23 protein-coding genes are annotated in these 26061 nt (G+C 60.6%); 17 read left to right on the forward strand and 6 right to left on the reverse strand.

Going from position 1 to position 26061, the window contains the following annotated elements; translation table 11 throughout:
* The first annotated feature begins 41 nt into the window (after positions 1-41).
* From parE to FHL07_RS14755, 5 genes are all read left to right on the forward strand, one after another.
* Positions 42-1946, forward strand: coding sequence for a DNA topoisomerase IV subunit B (gene parE / locus FHL07_RS14735; protein WP_095000938.1), 1905 nt, complete (start codon positions 42-44; stop codon positions 1944-1946).
* The gene (locus FHL07_RS14740; protein WP_138738631.1) at positions 1946-2923 is read left to right on the forward strand and encodes an esterase-like activity of phytase family protein; all 978 of its coding nucleotides are present in this window, start codon (positions 1946-1948) and stop codon (positions 2921-2923) included. The genes parE and FHL07_RS14740 overlap by 1 nt, the downstream gene beginning before the upstream one ends.
* On the forward strand, positions 2920-3441 hold the full coding sequence (locus tag FHL07_RS14745) for a retropepsin-like aspartic protease family protein (RefSeq protein ID WP_095000940.1): 522 nt from the start codon (positions 2920-2922) through the stop codon (positions 3439-3441). Before FHL07_RS14740 ends, FHL07_RS14745 begins: the two co-directional genes overlap by 4 nt.
* An 11-nt stretch (positions 3442-3452) precedes the next feature.
* On the forward strand, positions 3453-5717 hold the full coding sequence (gene parC / locus FHL07_RS14750; RefSeq protein ID WP_095000941.1) for a DNA topoisomerase IV subunit A: 2265 nt from the start codon (positions 3453-3455) through the stop codon (positions 5715-5717).
* 179 nt (positions 5718-5896) lie between these two features.
* Positions 5897-6601, forward strand: coding sequence for a PqiC family protein (locus FHL07_RS14755; protein ID WP_170943716.1), 705 nt, complete (start codon positions 5897-5899; stop codon positions 6599-6601).
* 121 nt (positions 6602-6722) lie between these two features.
* On the opposite strand, the gene FHL07_RS14760 is transcribed toward FHL07_RS14755, so the two are convergent.
* Positions 6723-8270 carry an AhpA/YtjB family protein gene (locus FHL07_RS14760; RefSeq protein WP_095000943.1) on the reverse strand — a complete coding sequence of 516 codons (1548 nt, stop codon included), beginning with the start codon at positions 8268-8270 and terminating at the stop codon, positions 6723-6725.
* 132 nt (positions 8271-8402) lie between these two features.
* On the opposite strand from FHL07_RS14760, the gene serB reads away from it, so the two are divergent.
* A complete protein-coding gene (gene serB / locus FHL07_RS14765) occupies positions 8403-9617 on the forward strand; it encodes a phosphoserine phosphatase SerB (protein ID WP_095000944.1) in 1215 nt (404 codons plus the stop codon).
* 115 nt (positions 9618-9732) lie between these two features.
* Here serB and asd read toward each other — a convergent pair whose 3' ends face one another.
* From asd to FHL07_RS14775, 3 genes are read right to left on the reverse strand one after another with little or no spacing between them, the layout of a single operon-like run.
* The gene (asd, locus tag FHL07_RS23675; protein ID WP_095017685.1) at positions 9733-10599 is read right to left on the reverse strand and encodes an archaetidylserine decarboxylase; all 867 of its coding nucleotides are present in this window, start codon (positions 10597-10599) and stop codon (positions 9733-9735) included.
* Between the two features lie 9 nt (positions 10600-10608).
* Positions 10609-11436, reverse strand: a complete 828-nt coding sequence (locus tag FHL07_RS23680) for a rhodanese-like domain-containing protein (protein ID WP_095017684.1) — start codon at positions 11434-11436, stop codon at positions 10609-10611.
* A gap of 36 nt (positions 11437-11472) precedes the next feature.
* Positions 11473-13011 (reverse strand): HDOD domain-containing protein, encoded by a 1539-nt coding sequence (locus tag FHL07_RS14775; protein ID WP_095000945.1) that lies wholly within the window; start codon positions 13009-13011, stop codon positions 11473-11475.
* 152 nt (positions 13012-13163) lie between these two features.
* On the opposite strand from FHL07_RS14775, the gene motA reads away from it, so the two are divergent.
* Both motA and motB read left to right on the forward strand, forming a co-directional pair.
* Positions 13164-14015 (forward strand): flagellar motor stator protein MotA, encoded by an 852-nt coding sequence (motA, locus tag FHL07_RS14780; protein ID WP_138738632.1) that lies wholly within the window; start codon positions 13164-13166, stop codon positions 14013-14015.
* A 3-nt stretch (positions 14016-14018) separates the two neighbouring features.
* On the forward strand, positions 14019-15005 hold the full coding sequence (gene motB, locus FHL07_RS14785) for a flagellar motor protein MotB (protein WP_095000947.1): 987 nt from the start codon (positions 14019-14021) through the stop codon (positions 15003-15005).
* A 109-nt stretch (positions 15006-15114) separates the two neighbouring features.
* Here the strand turns inward: motB and rsgA are convergent, their stop codons facing one another.
* The gene (rsgA, locus tag FHL07_RS14790) at positions 15115-16146 is read right to left on the reverse strand and encodes a small ribosomal subunit biogenesis GTPase RsgA (RefSeq protein ID WP_095000948.1); all 1032 of its coding nucleotides are present in this window, start codon (positions 16144-16146) and stop codon (positions 15115-15117) included.
* 106 nt (positions 16147-16252) lie between these two features.
* On the opposite strand from rsgA, the gene orn reads away from it, so the two are divergent.
* The gene (orn, locus tag FHL07_RS14795) at positions 16253-16795 is read left to right on the forward strand and encodes an oligoribonuclease (RefSeq protein WP_086799078.1); all 543 of its coding nucleotides are present in this window, start codon (positions 16253-16255) and stop codon (positions 16793-16795) included.
* Between the two features lie 184 nt (positions 16796-16979).
* Complete coding sequence (locus FHL07_RS14800; protein WP_019826256.1) at positions 16980-17591, forward strand: trimeric intracellular cation channel family protein; 612 nt, start codon at positions 16980-16982, stop codon at positions 17589-17591.
* A 23-nt stretch (positions 17592-17614) separates the two neighbouring features.
* Here the strand turns inward: FHL07_RS14800 and queG are convergent, their stop codons facing one another.
* The gene (gene queG, locus FHL07_RS14805) at positions 17615-18682 is read right to left on the reverse strand and encodes a tRNA epoxyqueuosine(34) reductase QueG (protein WP_095000949.1); all 1068 of its coding nucleotides are present in this window, start codon (positions 18680-18682) and stop codon (positions 17615-17617) included.
* A 62-nt stretch (positions 18683-18744) separates the two neighbouring features.
* Here queG and FHL07_RS14810 point away from each other — a divergent pair, with 62 nt between their 5' ends.
* The 7 genes from FHL07_RS14810 to hflX all read left to right on the forward strand — a co-directional run bounded on the left by FHL07_RS14810 (position 18745) and on the right by hflX (position 26046).
* Positions 18745-19605 carry an NAD(P)H-hydrate dehydratase gene (locus FHL07_RS14810; protein WP_095017682.1) on the forward strand — a complete coding sequence of 287 codons (861 nt, stop codon included), beginning with the start codon at positions 18745-18747 and terminating at the stop codon, positions 19603-19605.
* Positions 19593-20063, forward strand: coding sequence for a tRNA (adenosine(37)-N6)-threonylcarbamoyltransferase complex ATPase subunit type 1 TsaE (gene tsaE, locus FHL07_RS14815; RefSeq protein ID WP_016783300.1), 471 nt, complete (start codon positions 19593-19595; stop codon positions 20061-20063). The genes FHL07_RS14810 and tsaE overlap by 13 nt, the downstream gene beginning before the upstream one ends.
* Positions 20064-20065: 2 nt before the next feature.
* Positions 20066-21487 (forward strand): N-acetylmuramoyl-L-alanine amidase, encoded by a 1422-nt coding sequence (locus FHL07_RS14820; RefSeq protein WP_198417412.1) that lies wholly within the window; start codon positions 20066-20068, stop codon positions 21485-21487.
* Positions 21488-21501: 14 nt separating this feature from the next.
* A complete protein-coding gene (mutL, locus tag FHL07_RS14825) occupies positions 21502-23400 on the forward strand; it encodes a DNA mismatch repair endonuclease MutL (RefSeq protein ID WP_165446536.1) in 1899 nt (632 codons plus the stop codon).
* Positions 23400-24380 (forward strand): tRNA (adenosine(37)-N6)-dimethylallyltransferase MiaA, encoded by a 981-nt coding sequence (gene miaA, locus FHL07_RS14830; protein WP_138738633.1) that lies wholly within the window; start codon positions 23400-23402, stop codon positions 24378-24380. The genes mutL and miaA overlap by 1 nt, the downstream gene beginning before the upstream one ends.
* A 90-nt stretch (positions 24381-24470) precedes the next feature.
* Positions 24471-24731 (forward strand): RNA chaperone Hfq, encoded by a 261-nt coding sequence (hfq, locus tag FHL07_RS14835; protein ID WP_016783304.1) that lies wholly within the window; start codon positions 24471-24473, stop codon positions 24729-24731.
* A 13-nt stretch (positions 24732-24744) separates the two neighbouring features.
* A complete protein-coding gene (hflX, locus tag FHL07_RS14840) occupies positions 24745-26046 on the forward strand; it encodes a ribosome rescue GTPase HflX (protein WP_095000953.1) in 1302 nt (433 codons plus the stop codon).
* Positions 26047-26061: the final 15 nt, after the last annotated feature.

The following is a 26061-nucleotide window of genomic DNA, read 5'->3' on the forward strand; positions in this document are numbered from 1 at the left end:
GAATGGCCCTTTTTTTCACTTACGACTAACGACGAGACCCTATGGCCACTCCCAGCGCTAGCTCTTATAACGCCGACGCCATCGAAGTCCTCTCGGGCCTCGACCCGGTGCGCAAACGCCCCGGCATGTATACCGACACCAGCCGGCCCAACCACCTGGCCCAGGAAGTCATCGACAACAGCGTCGACGAGGCCCTGGCCGGTCACGCCAAGTCGGTCAACGTCATCCTGCACGCCGATCATTCGCTGGAAGTTAGCGATGACGGGCGCGGCATGCCGGTGGACATCCACCCTGAAGAGGGTGTGCCGGGCGTCGAGCTGATCCTCACCAAGCTCCACGCGGGCGGCAAGTTCTCCAACAAGAACTACCAGTTCTCCGGTGGCCTGCACGGTGTGGGCATCTCGGTGGTCAACGCGCTGTCGACGCTGGTGCGGGTCAAGGTCAAGCGTGACGGCAACGAGTACCAGATGACCTTTGCCGATGGCTATAAAGCCACCGATCTGGAAATTATCGGCACCGTGGGCAAACGCAACACCGGCACCAGCGTGTACTTCGCGCCGGACCCGAAATACTTCGATTCACCCAAGTTTTCCGTCAGCCGCCTCAAGCACGTGCTCAAGGCCAAGGCCGTGCTGTGCCCGGGGCTGCTGGTTACGTTCGAAGACAAAAACACCAACGAAAAGGTCGAGTGGCATTACGAAGACGGCCTGCGCTCGTATCTGGTCGATGCAGTCAGCGAATTTGAACGCCTGCCCGACGAGCCGTTCTGCGGCAGCCTGGCCGGTAACAAGGAAGCCATCGACTGGGCCTTGCTGTGGCTGCCCGAGGGCGGCGACAGCGTGCAGGAAAGCTACGTCAACCTGATCCCTACGGCCCAGGGCGGTACCCACGTCAACGGCCTGCGCCAGGGCTTGCTCGATGCCATGCGCGAGTTCTGCGAGTTCCGCAGCCTGCTGCCGCGGGGTGTCAAGCTGGCGCCTGAAGATGTGTGGGAGCGCATTGCGTTCGTGCTGTCGATGAAAATGCAGGAACCCCAGTTCTCGGGTCAGACCAAAGAGCGTCTGTCATCCCGTGAGGCGGCGGCATTTGTCTCGGGCGTGATCAAGGACTCCTTCAGCCTGTGGCTCAACGCCAACCCCGAGTTGGGCATGCAACTGGCCGAACTGGCGATCAACAACGCCGGGCGCAGGCTCAAGGCCAGTAAAAAGGTCGAACGCAAGCGCATTACCCAGGGGCCGGCCTTGCCGGGCAAGCTGGCGGACTGCGCCGGGCAAGACCCGATGCGCTCCGAGCTGTTCCTGGTGGAAGGTGATTCTGCAGGCGGCTCGGCCAAGCAGGCGCGGGACAAGGAGTTCCAGGCGATCCTGCCGTTGCGCGGCAAGATCCTCAACACCTGGGAAGTAGACGGCAGCGAAGTGCTGGCGAGCCAGGAAGTGCACAATATCGCTGTGGCCATCGGTGTCGATCCGGGCGCGGCCGATATGAGCCAGTTGCGTTACGGCAAGATCTGCATCCTTGCCGACGCCGACTCCGACGGCCTGCACATTGCTACCTTGCTCTGTGCATTGTTTGTGCAGCACTTCCGCCCGCTGGTGGATGCCGGTCACGTCTATGTGGCGATGCCGCCGCTGTACCGCATCGACCTGGGCAAGGAGATCTTCTACGCCCTGGACGAAGCCGAGCGCGACGGCATTCTTGACCGTCTTGTCGCCGAGAAAAAACGCGGCAAGCCGCAAGTCACACGATTCAAGGGGCTGGGTGAGATGAACCCGCCACAGCTGCGCGAAACCACGATGGATCCGAACACCCGTCGCCTGGTGCAACTCACTCTTGAAGACTTCGCCGCCACGTCAGAAATGATGGACATGCTGCTGGCCAAGAAACGCGCCGGTGACCGCAAGTCCTGGCTCGAATCCAAAGGCAACCTGGCGCAGGTGCTGGCCTGATGCGCAGTGCCTTGCTGGGCTTGTTCTGTTTGGGTGCTGCGCCGGTCATGGCCGATACCTGGCCAGAACTGGCGTTGCAGTCAGAGCATCCGGTTGAAGGCATGCGCGGTGGCAATCTGTCCGGGCTGGCATTATGTTCGGGTGAGCTGTGGGCGGTTTCTGATCGTGATGATGATCAGATTTATCGCCTCGATACCCGCGAGTCTCTGTGGCAGGCCGAAACCTTGCCTGTCGATGTGCCGCCAGCGCCGGAAAGCGGCTTGCCGTGGGGCGTGCGCATGATGGGCAAGGCCATCAGCCCGTTGCGCGGCGGCGAGCTAGACTTTGAAGGGATCAGTTGCGATGAGGCGGGCAACCGGTTCGTGGTCAGTGAGTCCCATGCAGCGGTACTGCACATCCCTCAGGCCGGGGCGCCTTCATGGCTTAAAATCGACCCGGCGCTGGTGCGTCAGGCCCGTGCCAGCGGCATGTTGCTGCATTTCAATGCGCTGTTTGAGGGGATTGCCGTCAACCCGCAGGGTAATCAGATATGGCTGGCGGCCGAGCGTGAGCGCCGTGGCTTGCTGACGATTCGCAAAAAACAGAGTGTATGGGACTGCGAAAACGGCTGCGTGCTGATGAGCGAAGGCGGTCTTGAACAGCCGCCGCAACTCAACGCCAAGGCCCAGGCAAAGGACTTTGCCGACCTGGCGCTGTTCGAGGACAAGCTGTTTACCCTTGAGCGCATGGCCTATCGCATTTGCCGGCGTACCCCGGATACGGGCGAGATCGAACGCTGTTGGTCGTTTGCCAATGATGCCCTGACCGATGCCCGGCGTTACAACACCGGCTATGGCAACACCGAGGCCCTGAGCCTGGATGCCAAGGGCGCCTGGGTCGGGGTCGACAACGGCAGCCATAGACGCGCCGATGGCGAAAAACGTCCCATCGTCTGGCGCTTTGCTGCACCGCAAGGTGGCTGGAGTGCCAAACAATGAGCCAGCAAGCACCGGGCAAAGGCGTGGGGCGTATCTTCATGATCGTGGCCTGGTGCGCGGGCCTGTACCTGGCCACGCAGTTTTTCGGGCGCTGGGAACAGCGTCAGCAAAACCCCAATACCGAAGTGACCTCGCAGCAAGGCGAGGGTTATATCGAAGTCAAACTGCTCGGCAACGTGCAGGGCCATTTCGTAGCCAGTGGCCGGATCAACAACGTGCCGGTGGAATTTTTACTCGATACCGGTGCCACCGATGTGGCAGTACCGCTGGATCTGGCCAGGCAACTGGCACTGCCCAAGGGCCTCCCGGTGACTCTGAGCACCGCCAATGGCCGCACCCAGGGCTACCAGACCCGCATCGATCGCCTGCAGCTGGGCGCCATTGTGCTGCGCGATGTGCGAGCTGTAGCGGCCCCCGGGCTGGACGGCGAGCAGGTGCTGCTGGGCATGAGTGCGCTGAACAAACTTGAATTTACCCAGCGCGGCGGCACCATGCTGCTGCGCCAGACAACGAACTGAATGAGGTCCGCATGAGCGACTCCCTTGATCTCAGCCTGGACGGCGTAGAACGCCGGTCACTGGCCGACTTCACCGAACAGGCCTACCTCAACTACTCCATGTACGTCATCATGGATCGGGCCTTGCCGCATATCGGCGACGGCCTCAAGCCCGTACAGCGGCGTATTGTTTACGCCATGAGCGAGTTGGGCCTGGACGCTGACTCCAAGCACAAGAAATCGGCGCGTACCGTCGGTGACGTGCTCGGTAAATTCCACCCTCACGGCGACTCGGCCTGCTACGAAGCGATGGTGCTGATGGCACAGCCGTTCAGCTATCGCTACACCTTGGTCGACGGCCAGGGCAACTGGGGTGCGCCGGACGATCCCAAGTCGTTCGCCGCCATGCGTTACACCGAAGCTCGCTTGTCGCGTTACTCCGAGGTCCTGCTCAGCGAATTGGGCCAGGGCACGGCGGACTGGGTACCGAACTTTGACGGTACCCTCGACGAACCTGCGGTTTTACCGGCACGTTTGCCCAATATCCTGCTCAATGGCACCACCGGCATCGCCGTAGGCATGGCCACCGATGTGCCGCCGCACAACCTGCGTGAAGTGGCGGCGGCGTGCGTGCGTTTGCTCGACGAGCCGAAAGCCACGGTTGAGCAATTGTGCGAACACATTCAAGGCCCGGACTACCCGACCGAAGCTGAAATCATCACCCCGCGCGCCGACCTGCTGAAGATCTATCAGACCGGCCGTGGTTCGGTGCGCATGCGTGCGGTGTATCACATCGAAGACGGCGACATCGTGGTCACTGCATTGCCGCATCAGGTGTCGGGTGCCAAGGTGTTGGAGCAGATCGCCGCGCTGATGCAGGCCAAGCCGACCAAGCTGGCGATGGTAACCGACCTGCGCGATGAGTCCGACCATGAAAACCCGTGCCGTATCGTCATCATTCCGCGCAACAACAAGGTCGATCTCGACGAGCTGATGCAGCACTTGTTCGCTGTCACCGAGCTTGAGTCCACGTTCCGGGTCAACATCAATATCATCGGCCTGGACGGCAAGCCGCAGCTGAAAAACCTGCGTGCCCTGCTGGTTGAATGGCTGGAGTTCCGCGTCAACACCGTGCGCCGCCGCCTGCAGTTCCGTCTCGATAAAGTCGAGCGCCGCCTGCACCTACTGGACGGTTTGCTCACCGCTTACCTGAACCTCGATGAAGTGATCCATATCATTCGCACCGAGGAACACCCCAAGGCCGAGCTGATTGCACGCTTTGCCCTGAGTGAAACCCAGGCTGATTACATCCTTGATACGCGCCTGCGCCAACTGGCCCGTCTGGAAGAGATGAAGCTGCGCGACGAGCAGGATGCACTGCGTAAAGAGCAAGCCAAGCTGCAAGCCCTGCTGGGCAGCGAAGCCAAGCTGAAAAAGCTGGTGCGCACTGAACTGCTGGAAGACGCCAAAACCTACGGCGATGATCGTCGTTCGCCAATCGTGGCCCGCGCAGAAGCCAAAGCCCTATCGGAAAACGAGCTGGTGCCGACTGAAGCGGTCACGGTGGTGCTCTCGGAGAAAGGCTGGGTACGTTGCGGTAAAGGCCACGATCTGGACGCTACCGGCCTGTCCTATAAAGCGGGGGATGGTTACAAAACCGCCGCTGCCGGGCGTTCCAACCAGTTTGCGGTGTTTATCGACTCCACGGGGCGCAGCTACTCAGTGGCTGCGCACACCTTGCCGTCGGCCCGTGGTCAGGGCGAACCGCTGACCGGTCGTCTGACCCCGCCTCCGGGCGCCACATTCGAGTGTGTGTTGTTACCGGAAGACGATGCGCTGTATGTGATTGCTTCCGACGCCGGTTACGGGTTTGTGGTCAAGGGAGAAGACCTGCAGGCCAAGAACAAGGCAGGTAAGGCATTGCTCAGTCTGCCCAAAGGCGCGCAGGTGATGCAGCCGCGGCCGGTGTCCGATCGCGAGCACAACTGGCTGGCGGCGGTAACCACTGAAGGGCGCCTGTTGATCTTCAAAGTCAGCGATCTGCCGCAGCTGGGCAAGGGCAAGGGCAACAAGATCATCGGCATACCCGGCGACCGCGTGGCCAGCCGCGAAGAGTACGTGACCGACATCGCGGTACTTCCAGACAATGCCGCATTGGTATTGCAGGCGGGCAAGCGTACCTTGACGCTCAAGGCGGATGACCTGGAACACTACAAAGGTGAGCGTGGCCGTCGTGGCAACAAACTGCCTCGTGGGTTCCAGCGTGTAGATGCCTTGTTGGTAGAAACCCCCAATTAAGCCTGTTTAGTGCGCCCGGCCTGCGTTTTTAAGCGCAGATCGGCGCGACAGCGCTGGAGTCATGCCCAATATTCGCGGATGATATGCCGCGTTAGCGGCACGGCTTATGGCAATGTGCTTTGCGAGCCTTTCGAGAATTACACTGCGGCTCGCCCTGAGGCGGCCACCTGGATGGAATGATGAACGTTCTACGCCTTCCTATAATTGCGTTGCTGACCGGTGTGTTGGGTCTGGCGGGGTGCAGCACGCACCAGCCGGCGGCCTTGTACCAACTGGACAGCGGCACCCCCGGCCAGCCCGCGCAAAGCGCCGGCATGGCTGTGGTACTTGGCCCGATCAGCGTGGCCGACTACCTGCAACGTGAAACCCTGCTGCAACGCCAGCCTGATGGCAGTTTGAGCGCTGCGACTGACGGAAGATGGGCGGGTAGCCTGTCGGCAGATATCGACCAGCTGCTGGTGCGCCAACTGGCATGGCGCCTGGACAGCCAGCGTGTGGTCCAGGCCCCGGCACCTGCGGGCTTCAGCCCGGATGTGCAAGTGTTGTTGTCGATCACTCGGCTGGACTCGGGCAAGGATCTGCCTGCAGTGCTGGACGCACAATGGCGCTTGATTGACCGTCGCGGGCAAGTGCGTGACAACCGCATCGTGCACCTGGAGCAGCCGCACGGGGGCAGTACGGCGGACCAGGTCAAGGCTCAGGGCAAGTTGTTGCAACAGTTGAGCGAGCAATTGGCGGTGGCACTCAAGCCTCTGGCCAACCAGCCGCCTCTGGTGGAAGCGCCCAAGGCGCCGTCCAAGGCAGCCCCCAAGCAGGGTGCGGATAAACCTCGTATCCCGATGGCCTCACCGATACGCACGGATATGGAAATCTTCCGCTTCTGAGGCTGTAGCCAGAAACAAAAAAAACCCGCACATGTGCGGGATTTTTTATGGCAGGTCAAAAGCCCCTCACCACGCCTCTCCCTCCGGGAGAGGGCCAGGGTGAGGGTGCTCTTGGCTTTGGCTACCCGCGACTCTCATGCATCCGCGCCAGCTGGCGCTCCAGCATCGAAGGGTAAGGCTCCATCAGGCGCTCTACGCAGCAGGCGCCTTCCGGGCTGGCAATCGGGCGGATTCGGGCGCGCTGGCGGATCAGCGGGTCATCGCTGATCTTGCGCTCTACCAGCAACAGGTTGCGGCTGTGTTGCGACAAGGCCAGTGCATCCTGCGCCGTTTCGGTCAGCAGCAGGTCAATCTGACTCATGCCGCTCAGGCCTTCACCCAGCACCAGGCCCAACTGCAATTGCAGGGTAATGCCGCTGTCTGCCACTTCGATTTGCAGGGCGTGACCCAATGCACGCAGCAGCTCGCCGCAGCAAATGGCGTTGGTCAGGTAGTCGTCGCCGCTGTCTTCACTGTGGAACAGCATCAGTGTGCTGCCATCGTTCAGCGTATGCAGTTCGCTTTGGTACAGCGAGGCTGCCTGGTTCAGGCAATCACGATAGCGTTCCAGCAGTTCCATCAATCGGGCGCGGGGCAGGCGGCGCAATTGCTCTTGTGCCCCCAGTTGCACCGCGAGTACGGCACTCGGTTGCGGCGCCGCAGATGCGACCGGTTTTGGCTTGGCCAGGGCAACCGGCGCGGCACTCGCCGTGCTGGTGTCGCGCAGGTCGGCAAACGGGTCTTCGTCGTCGTTCTCGTCTTCTTCGGTGCTCACCAACTGTCGAGGTGCAGCCTTGGGCGCAGGTGCCGCCGCAGTCTCATCGAACGTCGGGTCACTCAGGTTGCGCACTTCAAAGCTCGGCTCGTTGTCTTCGGCCTCTTCGTAGTCGCTGTCGTCGTAGTCGTCTTCTTCTGGTTCCGGTTCAGGCTCTGGCGCCGGAGGGGCCAGGCGGGTGTGGAGCTGACGAGCCAGGTCGCCGATCTCATCCTGACGCTGAATGGCCGGGGTGTAAGGGTCGGGTTCGCGCAGCCATACCCGCAGTTGCAGCAGGGGCGTGGTGATATGACGGCCCAGACGCAAGCTTAAGGCCAGGGCAAGGGCCAGCAGGATGGCACTCAAAATGCCCATGCTTTGCAGGCTGATGGTCATCGGCTGCTCGAACTGGTGCATGTCCAGGCTGATGCGCAGATGCCCGGCGGTCACATCCTGAAAGGTGATCTTGGTTTGATACACACCTTCGGTTTCGCCCAGCAGGCCATTTTTGGGACGTTGCCCGGCTTCGGCGAGGATACGGTTGTCCACGCTATAAATGGCCGCGTGGGCCACCAGCGGGTTTTTGGTCAGGTTGTTGAGCAGCACGTTGAGGCTGAGGATGTCATTTGACACCAGCAGCTCGGTCGCCGAGGTGGCGGTTTGCGTGGTCAGGCTCTGCCCCAGGGCGTCGGCCTGCTCGTGCATGGCCTGCTTGAATTGCAGGCCCATGACCACGGCATAGATGACCAGTGCCAGGGCGACCAGGATCACGTTATGGCTGGCGATACGCAGAGCAAGCGGAACGCGGCGATCGCGCAGGGCCCGGAAGATCAGCAGGAAGAAGTTATCGGTTTTGACAGGCGATGGCCGGTTCACTGAGCGCGGCTCTTAGTCCGTTAAGTTGGTGCGCAGTATAGCGAGCGGCCTGAGGGCGGCAAAGCCTTGGCGGTGCCCGATGGTCACTGAAAGTGGGTAGAATGCGTTTTTTTTAGCGAATGGGGGTGTGCCTTGCGCGAAATCGTCCTGATAAACATCACAGGTGAGGACCGTCCGGGTCTCACTGCGGCCATTACCGGTGTACTGGCCAGCAATGGTGTGAATATTCTCGACATCGGTCAGGCCGCCATCCATGGCGTTTTGTCATTGGGTTTTCTGGTCGAAATTCCACAAGCCGAGCTGGTTTCGGCAGTGCTCAAGGACCTGCAGCCCTTAATCGCGAAGGAAGGTTTGCAGCTGCGTTTCGACCCGATCAGCGAAGAGCATTACCAGCGCTGGGTCCACGAACAAAGCCAGACCCGGCATGTGGTCACGCTGATGAGCCGCCAGGTGACCGCCCATGAGCTGCAGCGCGTGACATCGGTGATCAGCCAGCACGGTTTGAACATTGAGCAGACGGATCGCCTGTCCGGTCGCGTGCCGCTGGATGCGTCGACCGAGTCGAGCAAAAGCTGCATCGAGCTGCGTGTGTGTGGCGAGCCTGTGGATGTTGACGCGCTGCGTGCCGATTTCTTCAACCTGGCCCAGGAGCTGGGCGTGGATATCGCCCTGCAGGAAGACACCCTGTTCCGTCGCAATCGCCGCCTGGCGGTGTTCGACATGGACTCGACGCTGATCGAAGCTGAAGTGATCGACGAGCTGGCCAAGGCGGCAGGCGTGGGGGATCAAGTGGCGGCCATCACCGAGCGCGCGATGGCTGGCGAACTGGATTTCAAGGCCAGTTTCAAGGAGCGCATGGCGCTGCTCAAGGGCCTGGACGTGGGCGTGCTGGATGCCATCGGTGCTTCGTTGCGCCTGACCGAGGGCGCTGAAGTGCTGTTCGCCGAGCTCAAGCGTCTGGGTTACAAAACTGCGATCCTGTCAGGCGGTTTCACCTACTTTGCCAAACAAGTGCAGGCCAGACTGGGCATCGACTATGTCTTTGCCAACGAACTGGAAGTGGTGGACGGCAAGGTGACCGGTGTTGCGGTCGAACCGATTGTTGATGCCCAGCGCAAGGCAGATTTGCTGCGCGAACTGGCACAAAAGGAAGGCTTGAGCCTGGAGCAGACCATTGCGGTCGGTGATGGCGCCAATGATTTGCCGATGCTGGCGATTGCCGGGCTGGGTGTGGCATTCCGTGCCAAGCCGCTGGTCAAGAAATCGGCCAAGCACGCAATTTCGACTTTGGGCCTGGATGGCGTGCTGTACCTGCTCGGTCAGCGTGACCGTAACAGCCAGGGCTGAGCCCCCCTGTGAATGACCTGTGGGAGCGGGCTTGCCCGCGATTGCATCACCTCGGTGAATCAGATGCACCGAGTTGCCAGCATCGCGAGCAAGCCCGCTCCCACAGGGTTATGGGTTATTCGGCGTGCGCCGGTGCACCCATTTTCTGACCCATCATCACCGGCGTTCCTGCCGTCAGGCCTTCGGCCCATTTCACCTGATCCGCGCCAAACAGCACGATCGCCGTCGAACCCAGTTTGAAACGACCCAGCTCGGCACCTTTTTCCAGGTGGATCGGCGCACGGGCAGCTTCGTCGTAACGGAAGGTTTTCAGCTCGCGTTTCGGCGGGGTAACCAGACCGGCAAACACGGTTTCAATGGATGCCACGATCATGGCACCGACCAATACCACGGCCATCGGGCCGCGCTCGGTGTCAAAAATGCACACCGCACGTTCGTTGCGGGCAAACAGCTCCGGCACGTTTTCGGCGGTGGTCTGGTTGACCGAGAACAGGCGCCCCGGCACGTAGATCATTTCACGCAGGGTGCCCGCCAGTGGCATGTGCACGCGGTGGTAGTCCTTGGGCGACAGGTAGATGGTGGCAAATTCGCCGCCCATAAACTGGGCTGCTACTGCAGCATCGCCACCCACCAGCTCCAGCACGCTGTAGCTGTGGCCCTTGGCCTGGAACACGCGGCCGTGTTCGATCGGGCCCAGCTGGCTGACCGCGCCATCGGCAGGGCTTAGCACCGCACCTGGAGTTTGATCCAGCGGGCGGGCGCCGTCTTTCAGGGCGCGGGTAAAGAAGGCGTTGAAGTGCTCGTAGGCGGTCACGTCTTCAACCAGGGCCTGGGACATGTCTACCTGATAACGCTTGGCGAACCAGCTGGTGAACGCATTCTTGAACCAGCGTACGCGGCATTCGGCAATACAGCCGGCCAGGCGTGACAGCAGGTGATGCGGCAACAGGTACTGACTGAGGAGGAACAAACGCTTTTTCATTCAAGGTCCTTAATTTTTTACAGGTAGCTCGACGGGGGTGTCGGGGTGGTTGCCCCATTCGCCCCAGGAGCCGGCGTAGCCTTTGACGCGCGGGTAACCGAGCGCCTTGGCGACGAGATAGGTAAAGCCGGAACGGTGGTGGGTCTGGCAGTGGGTAATCACTTCTTTGTCTGGCGTGATGCCCAGATCCTTGAGGATCTGCGCCATGTCCGGGCGGATACGCAGGTTACGGGTTTTATCCATGCCGGTGGTCCACTCAAGATGCTTGGCCCCGGGGATATGCCCGCCCTTGGCTGCCAGCACTTTTTCGCCGCTGTATTCGGCGGCACTGCGTGCATCCCAGATCGCCAGGTCGGCGGCGCCCAGGCGGCTTTGCAGGTACTCGCGGGTGGCAGTGGGTTCATCGTGCAAGGTCAGCGCCACCGGGCCATTGACGGCGGCAGGCACGTCCTGGCTGAGGGCATAGCCTTCGCCAATCCAGGCGTGAATGCCCCCGTCCAGATAGTGGTATGCCTTGTGCCCGATTACATCAAGCAGCCAGATAAACCGCCCGGCCCAGCCGCCGCCTTCGTCGTCATAGACCACATAGACCGCGTCGGGATTGTGCCCCAGCTCGCCGAACAGGGTTTCGAGTGACGCTTGCGACGGCAGCAGGCCGGGTGCCGGTGGCAAGCCCAGTTGCGTGCGTTTCGGGTCGACAAAACGGGCGCCCGGAATATGCCCGGCCTCGTAGCGTGCAACACTGGTCAGGTCAACCAGGATCAGTTCGGGTGCGTCGAGCCGGGCGAGCAGGTCGCCGGGCTCGATCACTAATGGCAAGCCAGAGAAGCCAGGCATAGGAAGCCTCCAGAGCAAAAAGGGGGGATTGTAGCGCTAGCGCCCGCGACTACTAAAGGTATTCAAGGCTTTCTCGATGCATTGGGCCGTTTTGCCAAAGGCTTGCACGCTGGTTTCGGAAAATGGCCCGCCGCCCTGGTCTGCCAGTATGAGCATGACCACGCGACCGTTATTGCTCAGCGAGCGTAGCAGCAGATGCTCGCCGGGGAACAGGCTGCGCAGGCTGTAGGGCAAGACTGCGGAGATCACCGCGTTGTTTTCGGGCGTCAGGCGCACTTGTGCAGGTTGCATCATCAGGCGTTGCAGCGCGGTGCTGTCACTGATGTTGACGGTCAGGTCGAAGGCGGTTCTGCCTAGGCCGGCAATCTGGTTGACGCTCAGGCTGGTCGAGGTCTTGTCGGGGGTGAGTATCATCACCCGGCGCATGCCGCACGCCTGCAAGGCTTCGCGGGCACAGGTGCTCAGATGCATCGGGTTGCTGAATGCGCTGGGTTGCTCCAGCAGCTGCCCGCAATGTTTGCGCCAGGCGACGAGTGCCTCGGCCGAGGGAGGCGGGGCTGCCTGCGAATTGTCCCCGTTGCGGCGTGAGTCCCACGGCCAGAGCAATGCCTGGGCCGGATGCCAAAGGTCGGGGCTGGAGTGATAGCGCGCGCTGCTCGCGGCCTGCTGGTGTGCCTGCTGCTGAACTTCGTCCAGGGGCATTTGCAGGTAAAGGCTGGTGACGTACTGCCAGCGCAGGTTGTGCGGTGTGTCCCAGCCCTGCTGGGCTGACAGCGCCAGGCAGTTGGCCAGCAACACACTGTTGGCAGGCTGGTTGAGCCAGCGCCGCAGGGCCGGGTCGGCGTCCAGCAGTTGTTGCTGACGCAGGGGGTGATGGGTGTCGCGGGCGATATGCAGCACCCTGACCAGGGTGCGGCGCTCTTCGGTGATCACCGTATAACCTTGCATCACCCACCCCGGCAGACGCCACAGCTCGGCCAGGCTGCGGCAGATATCAAACAGTGGCACACCAAAAAGCTGGCGCTCGACTTTACTGGCGCACTCATTGTGCCCGACCACCCGCCGTTCCCAGGTTTCGAGCAGCAGTGGGTGGGTCAGTGCCAGGGCCCATAGCGGTGACAGAAACAGCAAGCTGCTCCAGTAGATTTCCTGCCAGAGCCGCGCCAGGCGATTGCCGAACAGGCCAATGGCCTGTTGTGCGGCGTGCTGGCTGATCAGCTGGATTTGTCGGTAGGCCAGCGGGATATCCTCGATCGCCAGCGCCGGCACATGTTCGAGCAGCATCTGGGTGCGTTTGAGGCCCAGGCGGTTGATCGCCACTTCAAGGCTCTCGGCCGGCTCGCTCAGGCTGCTTTGGGCTTGCTGGTTGGCCTCGCGGATCAGTCTGAGGGCCAGCGCCGGGCTGTCCTGCATAACCTCGGCAATTTCGCGTAACGAGCGGCGACTGTCGTTGAGGGTCTTGAAGACCCGCGCATGGCTGGTTTGCGGGATCGGCAGATCGACGGCGTCCAGGTGTGCAACCCAGGCATCCAGGGTGGTGGGTGTTGATATCGGTGCGCGGGTTTCGTTGGCCATAATGAGGACGCGATGATCATCCAATCTGGGGGTCGAATGGCTTTTCGGCTCTACCGGCTATAGTCTGGCGCAGATTCGCCGATAAGGAGAAGAAGAGTTTTAGCTACGCTGGAATATGACCTTGAACCGACCCAAGAAGTACTTTTATATCTATGGCTAAAATTATCGGCATCATCGTCGTGTTCGCGAGTGTGCTCGGCGGATACGTACTTTCCCACGGCAAAATCGGGGCGCTGATCCAGCCGTTCGAGGTTTTGATCATCGGCGGTGCGGCCTTCGGTGTGTTCCTGCAAGCCAACCCCGGTTACATGACCATGCATGTGATCAAAAAATCACTGGGCATGTTTGGTTCGCGTTTCTCCCACGCTTTTTATCTCGAAGTGTTGGGCCTGGTTTACGAGATTCTCAACAAAAGTCGTCGCGAAGGCATGATGGCCATCGAGAGCGACATTGAAGACGCGGCCGCCAGCCCTATCTTCGCCAAATACCCCACTGTCCTTAAAGATGAGCGCATGACCGCGTTTATCTGCGATTACCTGCGCATCATGTCCTCGGGCAACATGGCCCCCCACGAGCTTGAGGGGTTGTTTGACATGGAGCTGTATAACCTCAAGGAAGAGCTGGAGCATCCTTCCCACGCCGTTACCGGTATCGCCGACGGCATGCCGGGTTTCGGTATCGTCGCCGCGGTACTGGGTATTGTGGTGACCATGGCCTCGCTGGGCGAAGGTGATCAGGCGGCCATCGGCATGCACGTTGGCGCCGCGCTGGTAGGTACCTTCTTCGGTATTTTGGCGGCCTATGGTTTCTTCGGTCCGTTGGCGACGTCTTTGGCTCACGATGCCAAGGAAGAACTCAACGTGTATGAATCGATCAAGGCCTCGCTGGTGGCTTCGGCCTCAGGCATGCCGCCGTCGCTGGCGGTCGAGTTTGGTCGCAAGGTCCTGTACCCCAAGCACCGGCCCAGTTTTTCCGAGCTGGAACAAGTGGTTCGTGGTCGCTGATTTATGGAAAACAACCAGCCCATAATCATCAAGCGCGTCAAGCGCTACGCCGCAGGCCATCACGGTGGCGCCTGGAAAATCGCCTTTGCCGACTTCGCCACGGCGATGATGGCGTTCTTTCTGGTGATGTGGCTGATGACGGCGGCCACGCCCGAGCAAAAGATCGCCATTGGTGGTTATTTCAAAGATCCGATCGGATTCAGCGAAAGCGGCACGCCCTACGTCATCGACCTGGGCGGCACTCCGGCCTTGGCGCCGGACAACACCCTCAACCCTGAAGAAAAACTGCAGCCCCAGCCCGACAAGATCAAGGTAGATGCCGAGCAGGTTGAAAGCATGGCCGAGCAGGTCGAGAAAGAGCGCCTCGAACTGCTGTTGCAGGAGTTGCAGAACAAGGTCGAAGAAAACCCGCAGCTGCGCAAGTTCAAGGATCAGTTGCTGTTTGAAATCACCCCGGACGGCCTGCGTATCCAGATCATGGATGCCGCAAACCGGCCGATGTTTGACGTGGGCAGTGCACGGCTCAAACCGTACTTCGAAGATATTTTGCTGGCCATGGCCGACACCATCAAGGCAGTACCCAACAAGGTCAGCATCAGCGGCCACACCGATGCCATGCCTTATGCGGGGGGCGGTGATTACGGCAATTGGGAGTTGTCGGCCAACCGTGCCAATGCTGCGCGGCGTGCGCTGGTGGCGGGCAGCTACCCGGAAGGGCAGATTGCGCGGGTGGTGGGTTATGCCTCGTCAGTGCTGTTCGACACGGCTAACCCCAATAATCCGGTTAACCGTCGTATCGACATTGTGGTGCTGAACAAAAAGGCCCAGCAGGCGATTGAAGGCGAGCAGGGTGCGGAGTCAGTCAAGCCCCAGGAACTGCCCAAGGCGCCAGTTGACCCGATCAAGCTGCCCGCCGACAAACAGCCACTGCCGATGCATGAAGAACGGCAGAAGCTGAATCTGTTTGACGACCCGCCGCCCTCACCCTAACCCTCTCCCAGAGGGAGAGGGGACTGAGCGCACGCGGCTTCAAGAACACTGATAATTTGCCCCCTCTCCCTCCGGGAGAGGGCTGGGGTGAGGGGGCTTCTGGCCTGAATCAGTAACTCGACTCAGGCAAGCTGGCAATGATCGAGCGATAGCTGTTCATGCGCTGTTGCTGCACGCGGCCATCTTCCAGGGCCATCAGCAATGCACAGCCCGGCTCGCGGTCATGCTTGCAGTCGCGGAAGCGGCAACGGCCGATCAGGTCGTTGAACTCGATGAACCCCGCCTCGACATCGGCACGGCTGACGTGGCCCAGGCCGAACTCACGAATACCCGGGGAGTCGATCAGATCGCCGCCGCCCGGGAAGTGGAACAAGCGCGCCGTGGTCGTGGTGTGCGTACCCTGGCCGGAAATCTCCGAGAGCGGCCCGACCCGAAGGTTGACCTCAGGCAGCAGGCTGTTGACCAGGGACGACTTGCCAACGCCCGACTGACCCACAAACACACTGATATGGCCGTCCAGTTGCGCTTGCAACTGCTGCATGCCATCGCCGTGATGGGCCGACACTTCCAGCACCGGATAACCCAGTTGACGATAAACCCCCAGCAACGCATTCAGCGCCGGTGCGTTCTGCTCGTCGATCAGGTCAGCCTTGTTGAGCAGCAACAGCGGGCGAATCCCGGCGTGCTCGGCGGCGACGAGATAGCGGTCGATCAGGTTGGCGTGCGGCTCGGGCATGGGCGCGAACACAATCACGATCATGTCGACGTTGGCTGCAACCGGCTTGAGCTGACCACGGCTGTCCGGGCGGCATAGCTCGGTCTTGCGCGGCAACTGGGCGACGATAACGCCGATGCCCTGATTGCCGGCGCGCCACACAACCGTGTCACCGGTTACCAGAGCGGGCAGGTTGGCGCGCAGGTGGCAACGGAACATCTGGCCTTTGAGCTCACCTTCCTGGGCTTCGACTTCGACCTGCACACCAAAGTGCGCGATCACCAGGCCAAGTTGCTCGGGGCCTAAATCGCCGCCTTCAAGCGCTTCGACGGCACTGGATTCGCGTTTGGCGGCGCGGGCAGCGCGCTCGCCCTGGATCTTTTCGATGCGCCAATTCTGACGACGGTTGAGCTGGCGTTTGGCCATGGGTGTTCCGTGTTGATAAAACGATAAGAAGGGTAAAACGCCGGGGAGTTTAGCACGAGGGCCGCGTGCCTAAGCTAAACTGCGCACCTAAGCACTGGAGGCCATTATGCAAAACGCGCAGAACCTGATCTGGATCGACCTGGAAATGACCGGTCTGGACCCTGACAACGACGTCATTATTGAAATGGCCACCATCGTTACCGACAGCAACCTCAATACCCTGGCCGAAGGCCCGGTCATCGCCATCCACCATAGTGATGCCGTGCTGGCGCGCATGGACGAGTGGAATACCCGCACCCACGGCGGCAGCGGCCTGACCCAGCGGGTCAAGGACAGCACCACCACTATGGCCGAAGCCGAAGCGCAGACCATCGCGTTCCTTGAACAGTGGGTACCCAAAGGCAAATCGCCGATCTGCGGCAACAGTATCTGCCAGGACCGCCGCTTCCTGTACACCCATATGAAAGCGCTGGAAAGCTACTTCCACTATCGCAACCTGGACGTTTCGACGCTCAAGGAGCTGGTTGCACGCTGGGCGCCGGAAGTACGCGACAGCCTGGTGAAAAAGGGTACGCATCTGGCGCTGGACGACATTCGCGAGTCGATTGCCGAGCTGCAACACTACCGCAAGCATTTCATCAAATTCTAAGCTGCCGTTGATCCCCCTGTGGCAGCGGGCTTGCTCGCGATGCAAGCGACTCGGTACATCTACCGAACCGCAGCGAAGCCGTCGCGAGCAAGCCCGCTCCCACAAAGAACAGTATTTGTTGCCCGCTTTTGGTGCCAATGCCAACTGAGAGTAGACTGCGCGCCTTCTTGCAAGGATCGCTGCCATGTTGCTGATGCTTTATTTAGTTGCCATTACTGCCGAAGCCATGACCGGCGCGCTGTCTGCCGGGCGTCGGGGCATGGACTGGTTCGGCGTGGTGCTGATTGCCTGCGTCACCGCGCTAGGCGGCGGTTCGGTGCGTGACGTCCTGTTGGGGCACTACCCGCTGACCTGGGTCAAACACCCGGAATACCTGGTACTGACCACGTTCGCTGCATTGGTGACGATCTTTATCGCGCCCTTGATGCGTCATCTGCGCTCGCTGTTTCTGGTGCTTGATGCCCTGGGGCTGGTAGCGTTTACCCTGATCGGCTGCATGACCGCGCTGGAGATGGGCCAGGGCATGCTGGTGGCTTCGGTGAGCGGAGTGATTACCGGGGTCTTTGGCGGCATCCTTCGTGACATCTTCTGCAACGACATTCCGTTGATCTTCCGTCGCGAGCTGTATGCCAGCGTTTCGTTTGCTGCGGCGTGGTGTTTCTTGTTGTGTACTTATCTGGAAATGCCCAACGAACAGGCGATTTTCGTCACCTTGTTCGGCGGGCTGCTGCTGCGTTTGCTGGCGATCCGCTTTAACTGGGAAATGCCCAAGTTCGTTTATAACGACGAGCATTAAGCAACTGTGGCAGCGGGCTTGGCTCAGGCCCGCTTGGCGTGTTGTGTCAGCGCCCACTCCACATGCTCGCGCACCAGCTCCGACGGGTAATCACGCCGCGCATTCAGGGCTTCCAGCACCGGAATCGTCGACGGCGCATTGCCCAGGCCTACCGCCAGGTTGCGCAGCCAGCGTTCGTACCCGGCCCGGCGCAGCGGCGAGCCTTCGGTGCTGCTCAGGAATTTGTCTTCATCCCACATAAACAGCTCGGCCAAGCCGGCATTGTCCAGGTTATGCCGTGGCTTGAAGTCCCCTTCTGCAGTGGTGCGGGCAAAACGGTTCCAGGGGCAGACGATCTGGCAGTCATCGCAACCGAATACCCGGTTGCCGATCATCGAGCGCAATTCTTCAGGGATCGCGGTTTTCAGCTCGATGGTCAGGTACGAAATGCATTTGCGCGCATCCAGCACATAAGGCCCGACAAAGGCATTGGTGGGGCAGATGTCCAGGCAGGCGGTGCAGCGCCCGCAGTGTTCGGTTTCGTGGGGGGCGTCGACCGGTAGCGGCAAATCGACAAACAGCTCGCTCAGGAAGAAGTAGCTGCCCGCCTTGCGATTGAGCACCAGGGTGTTCTTGCCGATCCAGCCCAGACCCGCCTGTTGCGCGATGGCCTTTTCCAGTACCGGGGCGCTGTCGACAAAGGCGCGGAAGCCAAACGGGCCAATGTCCTTCTGGATGCGGTCGGCCAGTTGTTGCACGCGCTTGCGGATCAGCTTGTGATAATCGCGGCCCAGGGCATAACGTGAAACGTAGGCTTTTTCCGGTTGGGCCAGCAGCTGCGCCATATGAGTGTCACCGGGCAGGTAGTCCATGCGCAGGGAAATCACGCGCACTGTGCCGGGCACCAGCTCTTGCGGGTGTGAACGCTTGCTGCCGTGGGCGGCCATGTAGTCCATGTCGCCGTGGTAGCCGGCTTCCAGCCAGCGTTGCAGATGGTGTTCGTGTTCTCCCAGGTCGAGGCCGGCAATGGCGACTTGTTGAAAGCCCAACTCTCGGCCCCATTCCTTGATGGACCGGGCGAGAGCGGGGAGGTCGGCAGTAATAGCAGGCATGGGACAAGAGAAACCGGAGCTGAGATGCGTATAATTCTGCCAGACATCGGAGCCAAACACGCATGCCGCAGACCAAACACCTGTTAGCCGACCCCCAAGCCCTTAGTGCAGATAATCTGGCGCCACTACCTCGCCGAGCCCCGAGCGCCCATAAAGGCCAGTTCGGGCATGTGCTGCTGGTGGGTGGCGATCGCGGATTTGGCGGCTCGATTACCCTCAGCGCCCAGGCTGCACTACGCTGTGGCGCTGGCCTGGTATCACTGGCCACGCGCCCCGAACACGTGCCTGCTGCGCTGGTGCGGGTGCCCGAGGTGATGGTGCTCGGCGTATCGTCGGCCAACCAGTTGATGGGCGTACTGGCGCAGGCTTCGGTGGTCGTGGTGGGACCGGGTTTGGGGCAGGCGCCCTGGGGGCGCAGTCTGTTGTCGGCCGCGGCACAGGCAAAAATGCCGCAGGTGTGGGATGCCGATGCGCTTAATTTGTTGTCCAACGCAGTCATCACGCTGGCACCAGGGTCGGTGATGACCCCGCACCCGGGTGAAGCCGCACGCTTGCTGGGTATTAGCACCGGGCAGGTACAGGCCGATCGACCGGCTGCGGCCAGGGCGTTGGTTAAAAAATACTCAGCAGTGTGCGTCCTTAAAGGTGCAGGCAGTCTGATTGCAGGGCTCAATGGCGAGTTGGCCATTTGCAGTCACGGCCATCCGGCAATGGCTACGGCCGGTCTTGGGGATGTGCTGGCAGGCGTGATCGGCGCGCTGCTGGCTCAGGGGTTGGGCGCTTATGACGCCGCATGCCTGGCAGTGTGGCTGCATGCCCGCGCCGGTGAGCAACAAGGACAATTGGGCCGTGGGCTGGCGGCCAGTGATTTGATTCCAGCCATTCGTCAGTTGTTGGAGGAACACGCACCGTGCACGAAATAACACTGCAACTGGCCGACGAAGAGGCCATGACCGCATTTGGCGCGCGCCTGGCCACTGTCACTCAAGGTCACGGCCTGATTTTTCTCGACGGCGACCTGGGTATGGGTAAAACCACCCTGTCACGTGGCCTGATTCGCGGCCTTGGTCACACGGGTTCGGTCAAAAGCCCGACCTTCACATTGGTCGAGCCCTACGAGATTGGCGATATTCGGGCCTTCCACTTTGACCTGTATCGGCTGGTCGATCCGGAAGAGCTGGAATATATGGGGATTCGCGATTATTTCGACGAAGACGCCCTATGCTTGATCGAGTGGCCCGATAAAGGTGCAGGCTTTTTGCCAAAGCCTGACCTGACCATTACCATTAGGCCGCATAACACCGGGCGTTTGCTGACGCTGACGCCCCAAGGTTCTCGTGGCGAGTCTTGGTGTGCCGCATTGGCGCCGGAATACAAATAATGATGGGGTTTGGTATGCGCTTTCGCGCGTTAGCAAGTGTGGTGGGTGTGTTGCTCAGTGTCATGGCATTCAATGCTGTGGCCGCAACCCAGGTCAAGAGCGTGCGTCTATGGCGGGCGCCGGACAACACTCGACTGGTTTTTGATCTTACCGGGCCGGTGCAGCACAGTGTGTTTACGCTGACTGCACCTGATCGTCTGGTCATCGACATCAATGGCGCGACCCTGGGCGGGCCGCTGAATGTGCAAACAGCCAATACGCCAATCACCAGCATGCGCTCGGCGCAGCGTACCCCCACCGACCTGCGCGTGGTTATCGACCTGAAAAAGGCCGTGACCCCGAAAAGTTTCGTTCTGGCGCCCAATGCCCAGTACGGCAACCGCCTGGTGGTCGACCTGTATGACCAGGGCGCCGATCTGGCGCCAAGCCTGCCGGCCACCAACGTGGCAACGGTGCCGGTGGTGCCGGTGACGCCCGCGCAACCCGACGTTAAATTGCCGCCGATCCCGAGCGGTAAACGCAGCGTGGTGGTGGTGATCGATGCCGGCCACGGCGGTGAAGATCCGGGGGCCTCGGGCTCGGCTGGCCAGCGTGAAAAAGACGTGGTGTTGGCTATTGCCAAAGAACTGCAACGCCAGATCAACGGCATGAAAGGCTTCAGGGCCGAGCTGACGCGTACCGGCGACTACTTTATCCCGCTGCGTGGCCGCACCGAAATCGCCCGCAAGAAAGGCGCCGACCTGTTTGTCTCGATCCATGCCGATGCGGCGCCGTCCAAGGCTGCCTTTGGTGCTTCGGTGTTTGCCCTGTCTGAACGCGGCGCGACTTCCGAGACGGCGCGCTGGCTGGCCGACAGCGAAAACCGCTCCGACCTGATCGGTGGCGCAGGCAACGTCAGCCTCGATGACAAGGACCGCATGCTGGCGGGTGTATTGCTTGACCTGTCGATGACCGCGTCGCTGACCTCCAGCCTCAACGTCGGGCAAAAAGTGCTGAGCAACATAGGTCGGGTCACCCCGCTGCACAAGCAGCGCGTGGAGCAGGCCGGGTTTATGGTGCTGAAGTCGCCGGACATTCCGTCGATTCTCGTCGAGACCGGGTTTATCTCGAACTCCAACGAAGCGTCCAAGCTGGCTTCGAGCAGTCACCAGCAAGCGCTGGCCCGTTCGATCAGCAGCGGCGTACGCCAGTTCTTCCAGCAAAATCCGCCGCCGGGCACTTATATCGCCTGGCTGCGTGACACCGGCAAAATCGCCCAGGGTGCCCGCGAACACACGGTTCGCCCCGGCGAAACCCTGGCGATGATCGCTGTACGCTATCAAGTGGGCGTGGCGACATTGCGCTCGAGCAACAGCCTGAAAACCGATGAGCTGAAGGTCGGCCAGAACCTGAATATTCCGGCAACTGCCCTGGCGGCACAGTAATGAGTGATGAAGCATTGAGCAGCAGCGCGCGGATTGAATTGCTCAGCCCGCGCCTGGCCAACCAGATCGCTGCGGGCGAAGTAGTTGAACGCCCGGCTTCGGTGATCAAGGAACTGCTGGAAAACAGCCTCGATTCGGGTGCCAAGCGCATTGATGTGGACGTGGAGCAGGCCGGGATCAAGCTGCTGCGGGTACGTGACGATGGCAGCGGAATTTCCAGCGACGACTTGCCGTTGGCGCTGGCCCGTCACGCCACCAGCAAGATTCGTGATCTGGAAGACCTTGAGCGGGTGATGAGCCTGGGCTTTCGCGGTGAGGCGCTGGCTTCCATCAGTTCCGTGGCGCGCCTGACCCTGACCTCGCGCACCCGTGGTGCCGATCAGGCCTGGCAGGTCGAGACCGAAGGCCGCGACATGGCGCCCCGGGTTCAGCCGGCTGCGCATCCGGTGGGCACCTCGGTTGAAGTGCGCGACCTGTTTTTCAACACCCCGGCACGGCGCAAATTTCTCAAAACCGAAAAGACCGAATTCGATCACCTGCAGGAAGTGATCAAGCGCCTGGCGCTGGCACGTTTTGATGTGGCGTTCAATTTGCGCCACAACGGCAAGTCCATCCTCAACCTGCACGAAGCCCGCGACGATACTGCCCGCGCCCGGCGTGTTGCGGCCGTGTGCGGCTCCGCGTTCCTGGAACAGGCAATGCCGATCGAGGTTGAACGCAATGGTTTGCACCTGTGGGGCTGGGTCGGTTTGCCGACTTTTTCCCGCAGTCAGGCGGACTTGCAGTACTTCTATGTCAATGGCCGCGCAGTACGCGACAAACTGGTGGCCCATGCGGTGCGCCAGGCGTATCGCGATGTGCTGTTCAATGGTCGCCACCCGACCTTTGTGCTGTTCTTTGAGGTCGACCCCTCGGTGGTCGACGTCAACGTACACCCGACCAAGCACGAAGTACGCTTCCGTGACGGGCGCATGGTGCATGATTTCCTCTATGGCACTTTGCACCGTGCTCTGGGTGACGTTCGTCCCGAAGACCAACTGGCCGCACCAGCGCCGGTGCCCGGGGCCGAGCGCCCGACGGGGCTGGATGCTGGCGAATTCGGCCCGCAGGGTGAAATGCGTCTGGCGGCTAATGTGCTGGAGCAGCCGCAGTCGGCCCCGTCACCGCATGTGGCAGGTTCGGGCGCTGGTGCGGGCTATCAGTACCAATACCGTCCGCAGTCCTCCGCGCCCCCGGTGCCCGTCGAAGAAGCGCGCAATGCCTATCGCGAGTTTTTCGCACCATTGCCTGAGGCCAATGCCGCGCCTCTGCCGGACGGGCAAGGTGATATTCCGCCGCTCGGCTTTGCTCTGGCCCAGCTCAAGGGCATTTATATCCTCGCGGAAAACGCCCAGGGGTTGGTGCTGGTGGATATGCACGCGGCCCATGAGCGGATCATGTATGAGCGTCTGAAAATCGCCATGGCCAGTGAAGGCCTGAGTGGTCAGCCGCTGCTGGTGCCGGAATCGATTGCGGTCAGCCAGCGGGAAGCCGATTGCGCCGAAGAACACGCCGAGTGGTTCCAGCGCCTGGGCTTCGAGTTGCAACGCCTTGGCCCGGAAACCCTGGCCATCCGCCAGATCCCGGCCCTGCTCAAGCAGGCCGAGGCCCAGCGACTGGTTCACGACGTACTGGCCGACCTGATGGAGTACGGCACCAGTGACCGGATCCAGGCGCACCTCAACGAGCTGCTCGGCACAATGGCCTGCCACGGTGCGATCCGCGCCAATCGCCGTTTGGCGATCCCGGAAATGAACGGTCTGTTGCGTGACATGGAAAACACCGAGCGCAGCGGTCAGTGCAATCATGGTCGTCCCACCTGGACCCAAATGGGCCTGGACGACTTGGACAAACTCTTTTTGCGCGGTCGCTGATGACAGGTTCCAACGCTTTACCCCCGGCTATTTTCCTGATGGGGCCGACGGCCGCCGGCAAGACCGACCTGGCCATCGAGCTGAGCAAGGTGCTGCCGTGCGAGCTGATCAGTGTCGACTCGGCGCTGGTCTATCGCGGCATGGACATCGGCACTGCCAAGCCGTCGAAAGAAATTCTGGCGGCTCACCCGCATCAGTTGATCGACATTCTCGACCCGGCCGAGAGCTATTCGGCGGCCGATTTTTGTCGCGATGCGCTCAAGGCCATGGCCGAGATCACGGCGCGAGGCAATATCCCGCTGCTGGTGGGCGGCACCATGCTCTATTACAAGGCACTGATTGACGGCCTGGCCGACATGCCTCCGGCGGACCCCGAGGTGCGCGCGCAGCTTGAAGAAGAGGCGCAGCGCCTTGGCTGGCAGGCCCTGCACGACCAGTTGGCAGCCATAGATCCGGAGTCTGCCGCGCGAATTCACCCCAATGATCCGCAGCGTCTGACCCGGGCGCTTGAGGTTTATCGGGTCAGCGGCATGAGCGTGACGGCCCATCGGCAAAAACAATCTGAACAAACGACTAAAGCAGCGGCTTCTGGGCACAGCCAATTGCCCTATACTGTCGCGAATCTGGCCATCGCTCCGGCGAACCGTCAGGTGCTGCATGAGCGAATTGCACTAAGATTCGGGCAGATGCTGGAACAGGGGTTCATTGACGAGGTCATAAACCTGCGCAACAGAAGTGACCTGCATGCCGGGTTGCCGTCTATACGTGCAGTGGGTTACCGCCAAGTCTGGGACTACCTCGACGGCAAGCTGACAGCGGCCGAGATGCAGGAGCGCGGCATCATAGCCACGCGCCAGTTGGCCAAGCGCCAGTTCACCTGGTTGCGCAGCTGGAATGATTTGCATTGGCTTGACAGTCTGGACTGCGACAATCTGCCACGAGCCTTGAAATACCTGGAATCGGTCTCCATATTGAGCTGAGTCTTGGCAAATGCCGTCTATCCTATGGATGTGGCGACAGCGGTCATCTAATTTTTGTTTCTATTTTTTATCCTTACAGGAGTGCGGCATATGTCAAAAGGGCATTCGCTACAAGACCCTTACTTGAATACTTTGCGTAAAGAGAAGGTTGGCGTTTCCATCTATCTGGTCAACGGGATCAAGCTGCAGGGGACCATCGAGTCTTTCGACCAGTTCGTGATCCTGCTGAAAAACACCGTCAGCCAAATGGTTTACAAGCACGCAATTTCGACAGTCGTACCAGTACGTCCAATTCGTCTGCCTAGCGCAACCGAATCGGATCTGGCAGACGCTGAACCAGGTAATGCCTAAATAGGAGCATCCTTTGTTCTTTGAGCGCCACGGTGGTGGTGAGCGAGCGATCCTCGTTCACTTGGAAGGACAGGACCCTGAGGCGCGCGAAGATCCGCAGGAGTTCCAGGAGTTAGCTGTGTCGGCTGGCGCCGATACCGTCGCGTTTTTTAACGTGCCGCGTCATCGGCCATCGGCCAAATACCTGATTGGCAGTGGCAAGGTCGAGGAGTTGCGCGATCTGGTCAAGGCCGAGAAGGTCGACATCGTGATTTTCAATCACGTACTCACGCCCAGTCAGGAACGTAACCTCGAACGTGTTTTCGAGTGTCGCGTGCTTGACCGTACCGGGCTGATTCTCGATATCTTCGCTCAACGCGCCCGTACCCATGAGGGTAAGCTGCAAGTCGAACTGGCTCAGCTTGACCACATGAGCACGCGTCTTGTACGCGGCTGGACTCACCTTGAGCGTCAAGGTGGCGGCATTGGCATGCGCGGGCCGGGTGAAACCCAGCTCGAAACCGACCGCCGACTGTTGCGTGTGCGCATCAGCCAGATCAAAGCCCGTCTGAAAAAAGTCCGCAGTCAACGCGAGCAGTCCCGTAGAGGGCGTCAACGCGCCGATATTCCTACAGTGTCGCTGGTGGGCTATACCAACGCCGGTAAATCCACGCTGTTCAACAAGGTCACCGGCTCTGACGTCTTTGCCGCCGACCAGTTGTTCGCCACGCTAGACCCGACCCTGCGCCGCCTTGATCTGGGTGACCTGGGGCCGATCGTGCTGGCCGACACCGTGGGCTTTATTCGTCATCTTCCGCACAAGCTAGTTGAAGCATTCCGGTCTACGCTCGAAGAGTCGAGCAATTCCGATCTGCTGCTGCATGTGATCGATGCGCACGAGCCTGAGCGCATGGCGCAGATCGAGCAGGTGATGGTGGTACTGGGCGAAATCGGTGCGCAGGACTTGCCGATTCTCGAGGTCTACAACAAAATCGATTTGCTTGAAGGTGTCGAGCCGCAGATCCAGCGTGATGCCGATGGCAAGCCGCAGCGGGTCTGGTTGTCGGCCCGTGATGGTCAAGGGCTGGAGTTGCTTGAGCAGGCCATCGCCGAGTTGCTGGGCAATGATTTGTTCGTGGGCACCTTGCGCTTGCCGCAACGTTTTGCTCGACTGCGTGCACAGTTCTTCGAACTGGGGGTTGTGCAAAAAGAACAGCATGACGATGAGGGCTCCAGTCTGTTGGACGTACGCCTGCCGCGATCCGAGCTCAATCGCTTGGTCAGCCGCGAAGGGATGCAGCCGCTGGAATTCATCGAAGAACACACTTTGCAATAAAAGCCTCGCAAAGCG

Source organism: Pseudomonas sp. FSL W7-0098, assembly GCF_005930585.1.
In the GTDB taxonomy this organism is placed as follows: Bacteria; Pseudomonadota; Gammaproteobacteria; order Pseudomonadales; family Pseudomonadaceae; genus Aquipseudomonas; species Aquipseudomonas bubulae.

What these genes read in the sequence shown, in the direction of transcription:
- FHL07_RS14755 (WP_170943716.1), top strand. Translation starts at nt 5,897, where the DNA reads ATGAACGTTCTACGCCTTCCTATAATTGCGTTGCTGACCGGTGTGTTG.
- FHL07_RS14740 (WP_138738631.1), top strand. Translation starts at nt 1,946, where the DNA reads ATGCGCAGTGCCTTGCTGGGCTTGTTCTGTTTGGGTGCTGCGCCGGTC.
- miaA (WP_138738633.1), top strand. Translation starts at nt 23,400, where the DNA reads ATGACAGGTTCCAACGCTTTACCCCCGGCTATTTTCCTGATGGGGCCG.
- motB (WP_095000947.1), top strand. Translation starts at nt 14,019, where the DNA reads ATGGAAAACAACCAGCCCATAATCATCAAGCGCGTCAAGCGCTACGCC.
- parC (WP_095000941.1), top strand. Translation starts at nt 3,453, where the DNA reads ATGAGCGACTCCCTTGATCTCAGCCTGGACGGCGTAGAACGCCGGTCA.
- FHL07_RS14745 (WP_095000940.1), top strand. Translation starts at nt 2,920, where the DNA reads ATGAGCCAGCAAGCACCGGGCAAAGGCGTGGGGCGTATCTTCATGATC.
- FHL07_RS14810 (WP_095017682.1), top strand. Translation starts at nt 18,745, where the DNA reads ATGCCGCAGACCAAACACCTGTTAGCCGACCCCCAAGCCCTTAGTGCA.
- FHL07_RS14800 (WP_019826256.1), top strand. Translation starts at nt 16,980, where the DNA reads ATGTTGCTGATGCTTTATTTAGTTGCCATTACTGCCGAAGCCATGACC.
- motA (WP_138738632.1), top strand. Translation starts at nt 13,164, where the DNA reads ATGGCTAAAATTATCGGCATCATCGTCGTGTTCGCGAGTGTGCTCGGC.
- FHL07_RS14775 (WP_095000945.1), bottom strand. Translation starts at nt 13,011, where the DNA reads ATGGCCAACGAAACCCGCGCACCGATATCAACACCCACCACCCTGGAT.
- FHL07_RS14820 (WP_198417412.1), top strand. Translation starts at nt 20,066, where the DNA reads ATGGGGTTTGGTATGCGCTTTCGCGCGTTAGCAAGTGTGGTGGGTGTG.
- FHL07_RS23680 (WP_095017684.1), bottom strand. Translation starts at nt 11,436, where the DNA reads ATGCCTGGCTTCTCTGGCTTGCCATTAGTGATCGAGCCCGGCGACCTG.
- orn (WP_086799078.1), top strand. Translation starts at nt 16,253, where the DNA reads ATGCAAAACGCGCAGAACCTGATCTGGATCGACCTGGAAATGACCGGT.
- asd (WP_095017685.1), bottom strand. Translation starts at nt 10,599, where the DNA reads ATGAAAAAGCGTTTGTTCCTCCTCAGTCAGTACCTGTTGCCGCATCAC.
- parE (WP_095000938.1), top strand. Translation starts at nt 42, where the DNA reads ATGGCCACTCCCAGCGCTAGCTCTTATAACGCCGACGCCATCGAAGTC.
- queG (WP_095000949.1), bottom strand. Translation starts at nt 18,682, where the DNA reads ATGCCTGCTATTACTGCCGACCTCCCCGCTCTCGCCCGGTCCATCAAG.
- hfq (WP_016783304.1), top strand. Translation starts at nt 24,471, where the DNA reads ATGTCAAAAGGGCATTCGCTACAAGACCCTTACTTGAATACTTTGCGT.
- rsgA (WP_095000948.1), bottom strand. Translation starts at nt 16,146, where the DNA reads ATGGCCAAACGCCAGCTCAACCGTCGTCAGAATTGGCGCATCGAAAAG.